The sequence below is a fragment of the Nitratireductor aquimarinus genome (assembly GCF_017255295.1).
Classification (GTDB): Bacteria; Pseudomonadota; Alphaproteobacteria; order Rhizobiales; family Rhizobiaceae; genus Nitratireductor; species Nitratireductor aquimarinus.
Genome location: NZ_JAFKDE010000008.1, coordinates 1 through 15,292, shown reverse-complemented (window position 1 = coordinate 15,292; position 15,292 = coordinate 1). Strand labels below are relative to the sequence as shown.

At 61.8% G+C, this 15,292-nt stretch carries 15 protein-coding genes; 12 read left to right on the top strand and 3 right to left on the bottom strand.

Annotated elements, in window-relative coordinates:
- Positions 1-169 precede the first annotated feature (169 nt).
- A complete protein-coding gene (locus tag JYP46_RS14540; RefSeq protein WP_206548488.1) occupies positions 170-757 on the top strand; it encodes a putative pterin-binding protein in 588 nt (195 codons plus the stop codon).
- Complete coding sequence (locus JYP46_RS14535; RefSeq protein WP_206548487.1) at positions 754-2,094, top strand: sensor histidine kinase; 1,341 nt, start codon at positions 754-756, stop codon at positions 2,092-2,094. The genes JYP46_RS14540 and JYP46_RS14535 overlap by 4 nt, the downstream gene beginning before the upstream one ends.
- Here JYP46_RS14535 and JYP46_RS14530 read toward each other — a convergent pair.
- A complete protein-coding gene (locus JYP46_RS14530; protein WP_206548486.1) occupies positions 2,091-3,737 on the bottom strand; it encodes an alkaline phosphatase family protein in 1,647 nt (548 codons plus the stop codon). The two genes, JYP46_RS14535 and JYP46_RS14530, sit on opposite strands and share 4 nt — an antisense overlap.
- A 98-nt stretch (positions 3,738-3,835) precedes the next feature.
- Between JYP46_RS14530 and JYP46_RS14525 the strand changes: the two genes are divergently transcribed.
- The 4 genes from JYP46_RS14525 to JYP46_RS14510 are packed head-to-tail and all read left to right on the top strand — an operon-like array spanning position 3,836 to position 7,363.
- Positions 3,836-4,345 (top strand): MarR family winged helix-turn-helix transcriptional regulator, encoded by a 510-nt coding sequence (locus JYP46_RS14525; RefSeq protein ID WP_206548485.1) that lies wholly within the window; start codon positions 3,836-3,838, stop codon positions 4,343-4,345.
- A gap of 32 nt (positions 4,346-4,377) precedes the next feature.
- Positions 4,378-5,331, top strand: a complete 954-nt coding sequence (locus JYP46_RS14520; protein WP_206545006.1) for a Bug family tripartite tricarboxylate transporter substrate binding protein — start codon at positions 4,378-4,380, stop codon at positions 5,329-5,331.
- 6 nt (positions 5,332-5,337) lie between these two features.
- Positions 5,338-5,850, top strand: a complete 513-nt coding sequence (locus tag JYP46_RS14515) for a tripartite tricarboxylate transporter TctB family protein (protein ID WP_206548484.1) — start codon at positions 5,338-5,340, stop codon at positions 5,848-5,850.
- A 4-nt stretch (positions 5,851-5,854) separates the two neighbouring features.
- Positions 5,855-7,363, top strand: coding sequence for a tripartite tricarboxylate transporter permease (locus JYP46_RS14510; protein WP_206548483.1), 1,509 nt, complete (start codon positions 5,855-5,857; stop codon positions 7,361-7,363).
- Between the two features lie 39 nt (positions 7,364-7,402).
- Here JYP46_RS14510 and JYP46_RS14505 read toward each other — a convergent pair whose 3' ends face one another.
- On the bottom strand, positions 7,403-8,617 hold the full coding sequence (locus JYP46_RS14505; RefSeq protein ID WP_206548482.1) for an ROK family transcriptional regulator: 1,215 nt from the start codon (positions 8,615-8,617) through the stop codon (positions 7,403-7,405).
- 170 nt (positions 8,618-8,787) lie between these two features.
- Here JYP46_RS14505 and JYP46_RS14500 point away from each other — a divergent pair, with 170 nt between their 5' ends.
- The 6 genes from JYP46_RS14500 to JYP46_RS14475 all read left to right on the top strand — a co-directional run bounded on the left by JYP46_RS14500 (position 8,788) and on the right by JYP46_RS14475 (position 14,858).
- A complete protein-coding gene (locus JYP46_RS14500) occupies positions 8,788-10,029 on the top strand; it encodes an extracellular solute-binding protein (protein ID WP_206545010.1) in 1,242 nt (413 codons plus the stop codon).
- 78 nt (positions 10,030-10,107) lie between these two features.
- The gene (locus JYP46_RS14495) at positions 10,108-10,992 is read left to right on the top strand and encodes a carbohydrate ABC transporter permease (protein WP_113156715.1); all 885 of its coding nucleotides are present in this window, start codon (positions 10,108-10,110) and stop codon (positions 10,990-10,992) included.
- A complete protein-coding gene (locus JYP46_RS14490; RefSeq protein ID WP_113156714.1) occupies positions 10,992-11,837 on the top strand; it encodes a carbohydrate ABC transporter permease in 846 nt (281 codons plus the stop codon). The genes JYP46_RS14495 and JYP46_RS14490 overlap by 1 nt, the downstream gene beginning before the upstream one ends.
- On the top strand, positions 11,834-12,853 hold the full coding sequence (locus JYP46_RS14485; RefSeq protein ID WP_206548481.1) for an SIS domain-containing protein: 1,020 nt from the start codon (positions 11,834-11,836) through the stop codon (positions 12,851-12,853). Before JYP46_RS14490 ends, JYP46_RS14485 begins: the two co-directional genes overlap by 4 nt.
- Positions 12,853-13,788 carry a carbohydrate kinase family protein gene (locus JYP46_RS14480; protein ID WP_206548480.1) on the top strand — a complete coding sequence of 312 codons (936 nt, stop codon included), beginning with the start codon at positions 12,853-12,855 and terminating at the stop codon, positions 13,786-13,788. Before JYP46_RS14485 ends, JYP46_RS14480 begins: the two co-directional genes overlap by 1 nt.
- Complete coding sequence (locus JYP46_RS14475) at positions 13,785-14,858, top strand: ABC transporter ATP-binding protein (protein WP_206548479.1); 1,074 nt, start codon at positions 13,785-13,787, stop codon at positions 14,856-14,858. The genes JYP46_RS14480 and JYP46_RS14475 overlap by 4 nt, the downstream gene beginning before the upstream one ends.
- Positions 14,859-14,942: 84 nt before the next feature.
- Here the strand turns inward: JYP46_RS14475 and JYP46_RS14470 are convergent.
- On the bottom strand, positions 14,943-15,292 hold a 350-nt coding region (locus tag JYP46_RS14470), incomplete at its 5' end, for a hypothetical protein (protein WP_206548478.1).

Genomic DNA, 15,292 nt, shown 5'->3' with positions numbered 1-15,292 from the left:
GACGCCCCGGAGCATCATTTCGGCCCGCGCCAAACCTTCACCCCTTCATCACCCATGCCTGCTAACCCGTCTCTCAGCGGATCAGACTTCGCTCTTGCAGCCATCGGCCCTTGAACGCGCGCGTCCTTGAGAGTTTGATGGTGCGGGGCGGTGAAACGGGGGAACACCAATGTCGCAAAACACTTTCGCCGGCATGGCCGGCGCTTGCGAAACGCGGTCGGATGCATCGCGGACAGGGCAGATCAGAAGACTTGCGCGCATCGCGCTTCTCGGCGCCGGGCTTGTCGCGTTCCTGCCGCCAGCCCTTGCCGGAGAAGACAATTTGTCCTCCCCGACCGGAGATGTGGTGCTGACGGTGACCGGCAGTATCAAACGTACGAATGCCGATGATAGAGCGCTCTTTGACGAGGCCATGCTGGCGGCGCTGCCGCAGAAATCCGTCGAGACAACAACGGTTGTGACCGACGGGGTTCGCCGCTTCGACGGTTTCCTGATGCGCGATCTGCTCGATTATCTCGGGGCGGATGGAGAAACGGTGACGGCAAGCGCCATCAACGACTACATCATCGACATTCCCATGGAAGATTTCGCGCGCTTCGATGTTCTCGTCGCGACGCATATGGACGGCCAAAGGCTCCAGCCAAGCGACAAGGGTCCTCTGTGGATCGTTTATCCGCGCGACGATCACGACGCATTGCAGGACATCCGCTATGACTATCGCTGGGTCTGGCAACTCGTTCGGCTGAACGTGGAATGAAGCGCGGAAGCGACCTCTTCGCCTATGTCACGGTTGGCGTCACGATCCTCGCCTTCGCGGTGTTGCTGGTCTTTGCCCTCATTCGCCTGCTCGACACCGAGGCGGAGATACGGCGCAGCCAGGGCGACAACATGCTGTGGTCCATATCGCAGGCGCAATCGGCCGCGTTGCTGCTTGATGTGGCGGTCTCGCAGAAAAGCTCCATTCCGGATAGCGAGGTGGATATCGCGCGGCGCTATGACGTGCTCCTGAGCCGTCTCGCCCTTCTCACCGAAGGTCCGCAGGCACGCTATATGGAAGAACTGGGCATGGGAGAGAGCCTTGCCCGGCAGGACAGCGCCATCCGGGCACTGGAGACCGAGTTACACACGCTCTCCCTCGGCGACGCCACGGTGGCGCTCTCGATACACGAACTGCTTGAAACCCTCAGTAGGGATCTCGGTCGCGCCGCCAATCGCTCCATGGTCAAACACTGGGATGCAACCGGCGCGCGCCTCGACAGGCAGCAGGCGGCCATCATTCAGGTCATCGTGTCGATCCTGGGGATCATCGCGCTCGGCATTTTCCTGTCGGTCATGATGCTCCGGACCATGGCGGAGAGACAGCGCATTCGCATGTCGCTCTCGCGCGAGCGCGAAAGCGCAGAGCTATACCGCAGTTTCGTCGGGCTGGTGTCGCATCAGTTTCGGACCCCGCTTGCCGTGATCGATTCTTCCATGCAGCGCATTCTGCGCAGCGGCGACGCCATGGACCAGGCCGAGATCCAACGCCGCGCGCTTCAGGTGCGCTCGGAGGTGGGCGATCTGACCAGACTGATCGAGGCAACGCTTGAGGTCATCCGTCTGGATACCGGTCAGGTCGCAATGAAGCCGCGAAACTGCGACATCGCCGCTCTTCTGGAACGGGTAAAAGCCCGCCAGCTAACGGAAACGCCGGATCGGGCCATCGACATCGTGATCGGCGACGAAGTTCCGCCCTCCTTCGTGTCGGACCCGTTTCTGGCGGAGCAGGTTCTGACCAATCTTGTCTCCAACGCCGTCAAATACTCGCCGGAGACCGAGACCGTGCTGATCGGCGTCCGCGCGGAGAACCGGCAGATCTGTTTTTCGGTTCAGGATCAGGGCATCGGCATTCCGGCAGAGGAGCAGGACAAGCTGTTCGGCCACTTCTTCCGGGCGAGCACCGCCCAAGAGGTTCCCGGTACCGGCGTTGGACTGAGCATCTCCGCCCAGCTCGCCGAGCTTCTCGGCGGCAGGCTAGACTTCGTCAGCACCGCCGGGATCGGCTCCACCTTCACGCTGAGGCTTCCCGATGAGTGGCCAGCCGCGCGGGTCTAACGCCCCGGCTTGCCCCTGTATCGCTCGGTGAACTCGGGCCCTATATCGGCTTCTTCATAGGCGCCGATCAGGATGCCCTTGCCGTCGGAACCATTGCGCCCGGCAATGATCTGCGCGTCGGATTTCGTGGTTCGTTGCGAGGGCCTGCGCGCCCATTCCGCAAGGCGTTCCGCCATCATCTGCCGGATGTCCTCATACTCTGCATCATCACCAAGATCACGCAGTTCCTGGGGGTCGTTCACGAGATCGAACAGCATGGGGCGGAAACCCTCGACATGCGTGAATTTCCAGCGCTTGTCCGCAACCATGAAAAGCCGCGCCTGTTTGGGCGGCACACCCAGTTCCTCGGCCATCGAGGTCTGGGAATAATCATATTCCGAAATCACGAAATCCCGCCATTCGGCTGGCTCTTCACCGTGGAGGAACGGCATCAGAGAACGGCCTTCCAGCACATGATCAGGCACCTCGCCGCCGGCGAATTCGACAAAAGTTGCCGCCAGATCGATCGACTCGACCAGCGCGTCGCAGACCTGTCCGCGCGTGGCGTCAGCTTTCGCAGAAGGATCGAAAATGATCATGGGCACCTTCACCGACTGCTCGTGGAAGAGATCCTTCTCGCCCAGCCAGTGATCGCCAAGGTAATCGCCATGGTCTGAGGTGATGACGATCATCGTGTCTTCCAGACGGCCCGACCGTTCCAGAAAGTCCAGCAATTGCCCAAGCTGGTCATCACATTGCTTGATGAGACCCATATAGGCCGGGATCACCTTCTCGCGCACCTCGTCGCGGCGGAAGGCCTTGCCGATCGTGTTGTCCATGAAGGCGCGATAAAGCGGGTGCGGGTTCTGCCGCTCACCTTCGGAACGAACCGGCGCGATAACGTCACGCGCGGAATAGAGGTCGTGATAAGGCGCGGGCACGATGTAGGGCCAGTGCGGCTTGATGTAGGAGAGGTGGCAAAGCCACGGCCTGTCGCCGCGCGACGCGATGAACTCTTCCGCCCGGCGCGTCAGCCAGGGCGTCTCGGAATCCTCTTCCGCGATATTTGCCGGCTTGTCGGCGTTTTCCATGAACCAGCCGGACGCCATGTCGCCATCGTCATCGACCGCGGAATTGGCGAAGTCATGCCAGGGGTTTGAGCCCGGATAGCCCTTCTCCTTGAGGTAGTCGTTATAGGGCTGCGGACCCGTATCATAGTGGCCGGCCGGCCCCTCACCCCACAGGCCGTCATCACGGACGAAGATGTCGAAGCCGCATTCGGCCACCCGTGCGCCGATGATCGAGTCCCGCGTCAGGCCAAGCCGCTCCATGCCGTCGGCGTCCACCCGCATATGCGTCTTGCCGACAAGAGCCGCATCCATGCCGAGCCGCCTCAGGTGATCGCCGAGCGTGATCTCGCCCACCTTCAGGGGAAAGCCGTTCCAGCTCGCGCCATGGGAATGCACATAGCGGCCGGTGTAGAAACTCATGCGCGAAGCGCCGCACACGGGCGACTGCACATAGGCCCGCGTGAACCGCACGCCCATGGATGCAACCCGGTCGAAATTCGGTGTCTCCAGACAGGGATGCCCCGCGCAGCTCAGATAATCGAACCGCAGCTGATCATACATAATGAAAAGGATGTTCCTTGGCTTACCCGACATGGGACTCCGCTCGATAGACCGTTGACAAAGACAACAAAACTAAACACGATATCGTTGACAAACGCAACGATGTCGAGCGGAAAGCAATGGCAGGCAGCATGCCAGCATCGATAGGACCAGACGAGACCGTCGCGCTCCATCCACGGATCGGCGACATTCGTGATCTGCTCACCTTCCGCGTCGCCATGCTTGGCGCGGCGGGCGACCGCATCGCGCAGCAATGGCTTGCGACGGAATTCGGCTTTCGCATCGTGGAGTGGCGGGTGCTCGGCATCATCGCTGCATCGGAGCCGGTGCGCTTCTTCGAAGTGGCCCGCACCCTGCTCATCGACAAGGGGCAGTTGAGCCGCGTCGTGAATGTGCTGGCGAAAAAGGGGCTCGTGGAGGCGGAACCCGATCCGGACGACCAGCGGACGATCCGCCTGCGCACGACCGGCGAAGGCGCGGATGTGCACCGGCGCATTCTCGCACGCGCCTTTGAGCGCAACCAGCTTGTCGTGGCGGCGCTGACGCCGGGCGAACTTGAGACCCTGTTTTCGCTTCTCGACAAGCTGCAGCCAATGATGAGCCACCGGGCTGCCCGCCCGGCCGAGGAGGCTGAAACCTGAAACGGGCCTGAAAAACGAAATGGGAGGAAAACATGTTTGGTAAGTTGTTACGCGCAGCGCTCGCTGCAACCGCCGTTCTCGGCGTCTCGATGGGGGCGGCCATGGCCGACTGGCCGTCGAAGCCGATCCAGATCATCATTCCGTGGCCCGCGCCGAACGATCCGTCTACGCTGGTCGCCAACGCAATTGCGCCGGTGATGTCGGATGAACTTGGCGTGCCGGTCAAGGTGGTCAACAAGCCCGGCGGCGGCGCGGTGCTTGGCGCTGCCGATCTGGCGAACGCCCGTCCCGATGGCTACACGATGGGACTGGTTTCCATTGGCCCGATGATCACGCAGGTGCTGCGCGGCAAGACGCCATACAAAAACGACGACCTCCAGCCGCTCGGCCTGGTGTGGTCGAGCCCCTTCACGCTGGCCGCGCGCGCTGACGCTCCCTATTCCAATCTCGATGAGCTTGCCGAATACGGCAAGAAGAACGAGCTGCGTCTGGCGCATTGGGGCCTTGGCGCAGTGCCGACCCTGATTGCCATGAAAGTGGCCGAAACCGGCGGCTTCGAGTGGAAGGAGACCGCCTATTCGGAATTGAACCCGCTTCTGGTCGTGCAGGGCGATGCCGATGTCATCACCTTCTCAACGCCGGGCCTGACCGATTACATCGACGCCGGCAAGATGAAGATCCTCGCAGCCATGGTCCCCGACCGCCTGCCGGCCTATCCCGATGTGCCCAACGTGTCCGAACAGGGCTATGGTGACGCCTATTCGATCTGGTTCGGCGCTTTTGTTCCCAAGCAGACCGACAAGGAAATCGTCAACAAGCTCTCCGCGGCCTTCTTCTCCGCGATGAAGAACGAGAAAGTGGCCGAGGTGATCGAGAATGTCGGTGTCGTGCCGCATTCCAGCGGACCTGATGAGGCGCGCGCGCGCATGGATCGCGAGCTGGCCGAATTCGGCACGACCATGAAAAATCTCGGGATCATGGAATAGTCACCCATGACGAACCGGACGGACGAAGACAGCGCCAGCGCGGCAGAAGCGCCGTCAGGGCATGAAACACTGGCTGCCGGGATCGGCATGGCAGCCGCCGTGCTTCTCATCCTGTCGCCCTGGCTGGTCGACCGGTCCGGTCCGGACCCTTTTTACAAGGGGCCGCTGATCTTCCCGATGATCGTTCTGGCAGGAACGGCTCTCTCGGCCGTTCCCGCCATCCTGCGCCTGCTGCGCCACCGTGTCGGCCTGCCCTTCCATGTGGACGGGAATGGCTTCCCCGGACGCGCCGCAGCGCTCTTCGTTCTGATGTGCCTCTATCCGCTGGGCATTTCTGCAATTGGCCTTTCCGCCGCAACCTTTCTGGCAGTGCTCATCGGGCTCCTGATGGTCTATCGGCGTCCCTGGCAGTCCGTCGCCATCGCCGCCATCATGACCCTGACCGTGCATCTGGCTTTCAAAACCTTTCTCGACATCTGGTTTCCAGCCCCCTGGCTGTTTGAAATGATTGGGGCCTGAACTCATGGAATTTCTTGCACAGGGCTTCAGCCAGGCCTTCTCGTTCGCAAACATCGCTGCGCTGGTCATCGGCACCACGGTCGGCATCATCGTTGGCGTTCTGCCGGGGCTCGGCCCGATGGTGGGCATGGTGGTGCTCCTTCCCTTCACCTTTTCGCTGGAACCGTCCGTGGCGCTCTCGCTTCTGCTCGGCGTGTTCTGCGGCGGCTATTTCGGTGGCGCGGTTCCCGCAATCCTGTTGCGAACACCGGGCGTCCCCTCCTCCATCGTCACCGCCTTTGACGGGTTTCCGCTCACCGCGCGCGGTGAGGCGCAGACCGCGCTTTCCGCAGCACTCGTCGGCTCTCTCGGCGGCGGTCTCGTCAGCATCGTCATCCTCATCATGCTCGCGCCGCTCCTTTCGCATGTGGCCGCAAGCTTCGGGCCGCCGGAATATCTGGTCGCAGCGCTTTTCGGCGTCACGCTCGTCGTCGTGTCCTTCCGCGACCAACTGTCACGCGGCCTTCTTCTCCTTGGCGTCGGGCTTTTCCTGTCCACCATCGGCATTGACGGTCCGACACTGAGCGCGCGCTTCACCTTCGGCTTCTGGCCGATGCAGAACGGCTTCGATCTTGTCGCGCTGGTGCTTGGCATCTTCGGCATCGGCCAGTCTCTGCTGCTTCTCGAGCAGGGCATTCTCAAGACGAACCGGCTGGATCTCGGGCGCAACACACTCGATTTTTCGCGCATCATCGGAACGCTGCGCTACTGGCGAACCCTTATCCGCTCCGGCGTTCTAGGAACCTTCATCGGCCTCCTGCCGGGGCCGGGTTCGGTGCTTGCCTCCTTCATCTCCTACGATGTGGCCAAGCGCCGCTCCAGCGACCCCGAAAGTTTCGGCAAGGGAAATCCGGAAGGGTGCGTGGCCTCGGAAGCCGGCAACAATGCCGTGCCCGCAGGCGCACTGATCCCGCTTCTCACACTCGGCATTCCCGGTGAGGCGCTGAGCGCCGTGCTGCTCGGCATCTTCACGCTCAACGGCATCTATCCGGGGCCCCTGCTCCTCATCAAGGAGCCGGAGCTGATCTCGACGCTCTACTGGTCGATGCTCCTGATCAACGTCGTCGCCTTCGCGATGCTCGCACTCCTGCTGCGCCCCTTCGCCATGATCGTGAAAGTGCCGCCCGCGATCCTCGCGGTCTGCGTGATCGCGGTCTCGCTGATCGGCATCTACGCAGTGAACAGCCGTCTGTTCGATTGCGGTGTGGCGCTTGCAGCCGGCGTGGTGGGCTATGTCCTGCTGCGTCTTGGCTGGCCGGTCGTCGCGCTCATCATGGGCATCGTCATGGGGCCGATCATCGAGGACCGGCTCCGCCAGACGCTGAGCCTGGGAGAAGGCAACCCGCTATTCGTCTTCGGCCGTCCGGTTTCGCTGACCATCATCGCGCTTGGCGTGGCGATTATCGTCCTTCCGATGATCATCAGAAAGCTGCGACGCGACGGCGCCGAAGATGAAGGCCGGGCCTCCTCGTGAACACCACTGAGGCCCTGCTGCCTGACGAATGGATTGCCATCAGTCGACTTTGGGCTGCCCCTTCCAAAGGGCCGAATAGCGCGGATCGAAGGTTCGGCTGATCGGCTCGACGGCCGCCCCCTGAGCAACCGACCACGGATCGGTCCTGCCAAGCTGGAGCCTTGGAACACTGCGCACCCGGTCCGCGACAATAGACGGCAGAAGCGGCTGCATTTCATCGATAAGCCTTGAGACGAGCGACTCGGGCGCGCCGCCGCAAAAGATGATCGTCTCGGGGTCGAAGAGGTTTTCCAGAAGCTGGATGCTGCGCCGCAGGTCTTCGGCAGCGCAGATGACCCATTTTTCCAGTGCGGGATCTCTCGCCTGCACCAGAGCATCCACACGCGCGTAAATATCGGGCAGCGCGGGATCGATCTGCAATGCGCTGTAGAGAGAGGCCAGCGAGGCGCTGTGCTCCAGCGTGGTTTCACCATCCACGCAAGGGGCGAGCGCCATGCCGATCTCGCCCGCATTGCCATTCGCCCCACGGAAGATGTCACCGTTCAGGATAAGGCCCGTACCGATACCGAAGCCAAGAAACAGGCAGACCGCATTGTCCACAGCGTTGGCCGCTCCGACCATGCGCTCGGCAATGGCGGACGCCGCCGCATCGTTCTGGATCTCCGGTGCCAGTCCTGTTTTTTCAGCGAGTTTTTCGCGCAAGGGATAGGACTGCCAGGCCGACATCATCCACTTGTTGTGAGCATTGGCTGACACGCCGAACGGACCCGGCATCGCGACACCAAGCCCGACGATACGCTGGTCCCAGTCCGGTGCGGAAGCGGCAAGTTTCTCGCGCAGGCCATCGATCAGCTTGGAGATGATCTCGACGCCATCCTCGGGCGCTTCGCTGGAAATCGCCGCATGCGCCCTGAATCTTGGCTGGCCGAGAAAATCCACCATCACGGCTCTGACCACATAGCGATCGATCTGCAGACCGACTGCAAATGCGCCTTCGGGAACAAGCTGATAGGGCGTGAAAGGCTGCCCCCGTCCACGCTTCACGGCGGGCAAAGCCTCGATGAAACCTTCATTGGCGAGCTGCTCGACAATGTTGGACACCGCCTGTTTCGTCAGCGACGTCGCCCTCGCCAGATCGGCGCGCGAGATCGGACCGTTGATGCGCAACGCATCAATGATCACGCGCCGGTTATGCGCGCTTGCCCCATCCTGGTTGGTTCCGGGCGTCGCCCGGATGCTTCGAATCACGTCCATCAGATTTCCCATTGACAGCTCAGACAATAACGACAAATAATTAAGTCAAGGCAACTGATTTAATCGATCAGCAACACCGGACGTTCGAAGCCGGCGTCGCACAAAGCGACAGACAAGGAGGCCCCGGGCCCAAACCCCGGGGGTTGGAACTGCAAATGGAGGAGACACAAATGCTGAAGATTACCCGCAGAACTCTGCTCGCGACCGCTCTGGCCGGCGCATGCTTCGTGCCGCAGGCCCATGCCGAGACCACGCTCAATGCCCTGTTCATGGCGCAGGCCGCTTACAGCGAGAGCGATGTCCGCGAGATGACGGAGCGCTTCACTGAAGCCAATCCCGACATCAAGGTGAACCTGGAATTCGTCCCCTATGAGGGCCTGCATGACAAGACCGTGCTCGCTCAGGGTTCCGGCGGCGGCTACGATATCGTTCTGTTCGACGTGATCTGGCCGGCCGAATACGCAACCAATGGCGTCCTTGTCGATGTCAGCGACCGCATCACCGGCGCGATGAAGGACGAGGTTCTGCCCGGCGCATGGACCACGGTTCAGTATCAGGACAAGTACTACGGCATGCCGTGGATTCTGGACACGAAGTACCTCTTCTACAACAAGGAAATGCTTGAGAAGGCCGGCATCGCAAACCCGCCAACCACCTGGGACGAGCTGGCCGAGCAGGCTAAAATCCTGAAAGAGAAAGGCATCGTTGAGCACCCGATCGCATGGAGCTGGGCGCAGGCCGAAGCCGCGATCTGCGACTACACCACGCTGGTCAGCGCCTATGACGGCGCGTTTCTCGATGCAGAAGGCAAGCCTGCCTTCCAGAGCGGGGGCGGCCTGAGCGCGCTCGAATACATGGCAAACAGCTATGAGAGCGGCCTCACCAACCCCAACTCGAAGGAATTCCTGGAAGAAGACGTGCGCAACGTGTTCCAGAACGGCGAAGCCGCATTCGCCCTGAACTGGACCTATATGTACAACCTCGCCAACAGCTCCGAGGACAGCAAGGTTGCCGGCAAGGTCGGCGTTGTCGCCGCGCCGGGCATTGAGGGCAAGAGCGAGGTTTCCGCCGTGAACGGCTCCATGGGCCTCGGCATTCCGGCCACCAGCGAGAATGTGGACGAAGCATGGAAATACATCGTCTACATGACCTCGCAGGACGTTCAGGACAAATATGCGAAGGGGAGCCTGCCGATCTGGGCCTCGTCCTATGAAGACGAAGCCGTGACCAGCGGACAGGAAGAGCTTATCGCTGCTGCCGGCAAGGGTCTCGCCGCGATGTATCCGCGTCCCACGACGCCGCGCTATCAGGAACTCTCCGCTGCGCTTCAGCAGGCCATTCAGGAAACGCTGCTCGGTCAGTCTTCCGCAGAAGACGCCCTGCAGTCCGCTGTTGAGAACAGCGGCCTGTAAGCCACTCCGGGCCGGGCGGGGCCATGCGCCCCGCCCCCCTTTCATGTATCTGAATATCTCGAACGCTGGAGGTGCACCGTGTCTGGCACCCGCCTGACCATGCGCGCGTGGCTTATGATGCTGCCGCTGCTGGTGGTCATGACCGCTATTGTCGGTTGGCCGCTTCTCGATACGCTGCGCCTGTCCTTCACCGATGCCCGGCTCGTGGGCACTGGCGGTGACTGGGTGGGGTTGGACAATTACGCCCGGATGCTCTCAAGCAGCCGGTTTCTCGACACGCTCTCCACGACCACCATTTTCGCCGTCGTTTCAGTGACGCTTGAAATGGTACTCGGCGTGCTGACCGCGCTCCTGCTGAACCAGGCCTTCTATGGCCGCACACTGCTGCGCGCGCTGCTCATCCTGCCCTGGGCGCTGCCGACGGTGGTGAACGCCACGCTGTGGCGTCTGATCTACAATCCGCAATATGGCGCATTGAACGCGCTGGTTACCCAGCTCGGGCTTACCACCGACTACCAGTCCTGGCTCGGGCAACCGGCCTCCGCTCTGACCGCGCTCATCATCGCCGATGCCTGGAAGAATTTCCCGCTCGTTGCACTGATCGCCCTTGCCGCACTTCAGATGGTGCCGCGCGAGATCACCTCCGCCTCGCTGGTTGATGGCGCAGGTCCCTTCTCCCGGTTTCGCCATGTGACGCTGCCCTATCTGGTCGGACCGCTCATGGTCGCGCTCGTGCTGCGCACCATCGAGGCCTTCAAGGTGTTTGACATCATCTGGGTCATGACGCGCGGCGGACCGGCAAACAGCACGCGCACCCTGTCCATTCTCGTCTATCAGGAAGCCTTCTCGTTCCAGCGCGCGGGCTCAGGCGCCTCACTGGCGCTGATCATCGCGCTCCTCGTCACCGTTCTGGCAGGCGTCTACACCATGTTGATCCGCAAAGCGGCAGGGAGTTCGTCATAATGGAACACCGCAGCCTGCCCTTCACGCTCTTCATCTATGCGACCGCGCTTCTGCTCGCCGCCGTCATCCTCGCGCCCTTGTTCTGGCTCATGATCATGAGCGTATCGCCTGCCACGCAGCTCACTGCAAAGCCATTGCAGTGGTGGCCGGAAACCTTCGACTGGTCGCGCTATCAGTTTCTTCTTTCCACCGTTGAAAACAGCGCCGGCGCGGCCTTCGTCGCCTCCCTGTTCAACAGTCTGAAAGTCGCCACCATGGCCACCCTTGTGGCGCTGGCGGTATCCGTTCCCGCCGCATGGGCCGTGTCGCGTACGCCAGCCGTCGGCTGGTCGCTTTCCATGGTCATCCTCACCTACATGCTGCCGCCCGTCGCGCTGTCCGTCCCCCTCTTCATGGGGCTTGCGAAACTGCAGCTTCTCAATTCGGTGTTCGGTCTGGCGCTCGTCTATCTCTCGATCCTTGCACCATTCACGACCTGGCTTCTCAAATCCGGCTTCGATGGCATCCCGCGCGAGCTTGAGGCGGCCGCCATGATGGATGGCGCAAACCTGTTTCAGACGCTGCGCATCATCACTCTGCCGCTCGCGACGCCCGTCATCGCCACTTCCGCGCTGTTCGCATTCCTTCTGGCATGGGACGAGTTCTTCTACGCACTGCTCTTCACATCCGATCTGCGCGCCAAGACCCTGACGGTCGCCATCGCGGATCTGGCGGGCGGACGTGTCTCCGATTACGGGCTGATCGCCACCGCCGGCGTGCTCGCGGCCCTGCCGCCGGTCCTTATCGGTGCGCTTCTTCAGCGGGCGCTCATTTCCGGCCTCACCAGCGGGGGCGTGAAGGGATGAACAGGCAGCCACGCCCACAGGGTGCTCTCGCCATCGATGCCGAAATGGCGCGACAACACCCGGACGCCCGCGCCACATTCACGGCAAACCACAGCATGGCAATGCAGATCGCCGCTTCGCTCAAGAAGACCGGAAACCTGTTGATGCTTGGCATGGGCGCATCGCACGCCGTCGCCAGAATGGTCGAACCGCTTTACCGGGAGGCGGGCATCGAGGCGCTGTCGCTTCCGCTATCGGAGCAGCTCGGCCAGCCGCTGCCAATCGCCGGGCGCACCATCCTGCTTGCCTCGCAATCGGGCGAGAGCGCGGAAATACTCCGCTGGCTGGATGAAAGCCCTGCCTGCGACAGCGATGTGTTCGGCCTCACCCTTGCAGAGAACTCCACGCTTGCCGCACATGCGCCTTCCATGGTCGGAGCCGGAGGCGTGGAAACCGCCTTCGCGGCCACCCGCAGCCTGACGGTCACGCTGGCCATGCACATGGCCATTCTCGATGCGTTGGGCATTGATGTCTCGGCAGCCCAGAACGTCCTGCGATCACCGCAAGCCGCGCCCGTTTCAGCGCTCGTGAATGCCTTCGATCAGGTGCAGTCCATCGTCGTTTCCGGCCGTACGCTGCAGGGCGCAGCCGAAGCGCTCGCGCTGGGGCTGACGGAACTCTCCCGCCTGCCCTGCTTCGCTCTCGAAGGCGGACAATTGCGCCATGGTCCCATGGAAATGCTTGGCCCCGATGTTGGCGTCGTACTCTTCAAGGCCGAAGACGCCACTGCTTCGCTTGTTGATCGCATGGCGCGCTCTGCTGCCGAGGCAGGCTCGCCTGTCATCCTGTTCGATGCGTCTTCAGCCTCTCTCCGGCATCCCCGCGTCACAGTGCTGTCGGCCGGAGCCCATTCCGGGCTCGCAGCCATCTTCGCGCTGCTGCCGCTCGCCCAGACATTCATGCTCGAATTCGCAGTCGCCCGGGTCAGCGACGCTGGAACACCCGTTCGCTCTTCGAAGATCACAAGGAGCGAGTGATGCTGCCGCTTGCAGTCATCGGCAATGTGAATGTCGACCTCATCCTTGGCCCCGCGCCCGCCTGGCCTCAGGCCGGCACCGAAATCCTCGTCGACCATGATGAATTTCGGGTCGGCGGGTCGGCAGGCAACACCAGTCTCGCCTGGCAGGCGCTCAAGATCCCGCACCAGATATCCGCAACCGTCGGTTCCGACGAATATGGCGGCTGGCTTCGCAAGTCATTCGGCCAGTTGGGCAAAGACTGGCCCACATGCGAGGGCAGTACGACACTTTCAGTCGGCATCACGCATCCCAACAATGAGCGCACCTTCTTCACCACACACGGGCACCTGCCCCACATGTCCATACAGGACGTGCTGGCAAGCCTCGACATTAAGGCGCTCAAGGGCGGGATCGCTCTCCTTTGTGGCTCTTTTCTTACCAACTGCCTCACCGACGACTACGCACATTTCTTCGAGATCGCGCAGAAAAACGGCATTCAGGTCGCGCTCGACACGGGCTGGCCGGTGGGCGGCTGGACCGCGGAAAACCGTGCGAGAGCCCGCCAGTGGCTGGGTGTCTGCGACTATGTCCTGTCCAGCGAGAACGAGGTCGCCAGCCTCTCGGGCCAATCTGAGCAACACGATGCCGCGCGCGCCGTGAAAGCCATGATGAAGCCCCACGCGACGCTGATCGTGAAGCTCGGGCCACTGGGCGCGCTCGGCCTCAGCGCCGAAGACGGGATCGTGAGGGTTCCAGCCCCCAGCGTTGAGGTGATCGACACCATCGGTGCGGGTGATGTCTTCAATGCAGGTTTTCTGGCCGCCTGCGCACAGCACGCGCCGCTGGAGCACTGCCTCGCAACTGGTGTGGCAATCGCTTCGCAGGCGATCTCCACCGCCCCCCGCCATTATGATTTTCAGCTTGAAACAGCCTTGAGGGAGACTTCGCCATGAGCGAACTCGAAATCGTCGACATCCGCAAGAATTACGGCAGTGTGGAGACCCTGAAGGGCATTGACATCAGCCTGGAGAGCGGTGATTTCCTTGTGCTTCTCGGCGCTTCGGGCTGCGGCAAATCCACCCTGCTCAACATGATTGCGGGACTTGCCGATCCGACTGCCGGCGACATACGCATCGAGGACCGCTCGGTTCTGGGCGTTGCGCCGAAGAACCGCGACATCGCGATGGTGTTCCAGTCCTATGCGCTTTATCCAAACCTGACCGTCGCGCGCAATATCGGGTTCGGTCTGGAAATGCGCGGTGTGGCGAAAGAAGAGCGCGCCGCCGCCGTTCAGGAGGCCGCGCGCCTGCTCAAGATCGAAAACCTGCTGGACCGGAAACCCGGTCAGCTTTCCGGTGGTCAGCGCCAGCGTGTCGCGATCGGGCGCGCGCTTGTCCGCAAGCCGAAAGTCTTCCTGTTCGATGAACCGCTTTCCAATCTGGACGCCAAGTTGCGCATGGAAATGCGCGCCGAATTGAAGCGGCTGCACGCCATGCTCAAGACCACGGTGGTCTATGTCACCCATGACCAGATCGAAGCCATGACGCTCGCAACCAAGGTTGCCCTGATGCGCAACGGCCGTGTCGAGCAGTTCGGAACCCCGGCGGAAATCTACAACACGCCCGCGACCAGATATGTCGCCGAGTTCGTCGGCTCACCGCCCATGAACATGCTTCCTGCCCGTGTTGCCGGGAACAGGGCAATTGTGGAAGGCACGGACACCGCCTTCGATCTTCCTGCGAAATCTTCCGGCCTTCTGGAAGAAAACCAGCCCATTATCATCGGCATTCGCCCTGAAGCGCTTCATATGGCGGAAAATGCCGAGGAGGTCACCCTCGCGCCACGCACCGAAATTGCAGAGATGACAGGCCCGGAAGTGGTTGTCTCCGGCCTGCTTGGCGAACACAAGGTGGTCGCAACCCTGCCCCCCGCTCTCGACACGCCGACGGGCGCGCTCCTACCTCTGAAGGTCGCGCCGGATGCGCTGCACATATTCGATGCGGACGGGCGCAGGGTCGGGTGATCGTGTCGTTTTATGGCTCAGGAAACAGCCATTTCCACCACGGCGGCAGGATGCGGGAACACACCTCTCTTCAAACGTTCCCGATCACTGCTCATATAATGCCCTGAGAAGCTGTTCGCGCTTCTCCCTGAACATCCGTTGATAGGCCTCACGGCTTCTGCCCAGAAGCTCGGAAATTTCATCGCGGTGCGCCAGAACCAGATCAATTCGATCACTGATTGCAGAGGGATCATCTACGCGCGGCTCGACCAGAAATTCAGCCAGGCGCGAAGACACGCCGGAATACACATCACCAGCCGGCCCCACGATACAAGGTGAGAACGGCGGTGGAAAACTAGACCACGGTAGCGGCTGGATTGTCCTGCTGCGGGCGGCTGAAAAGTCGTCCACTTTTTCCCTTTTCTGCTTGGCGCAGGGAGGGACGAGGGATCTAC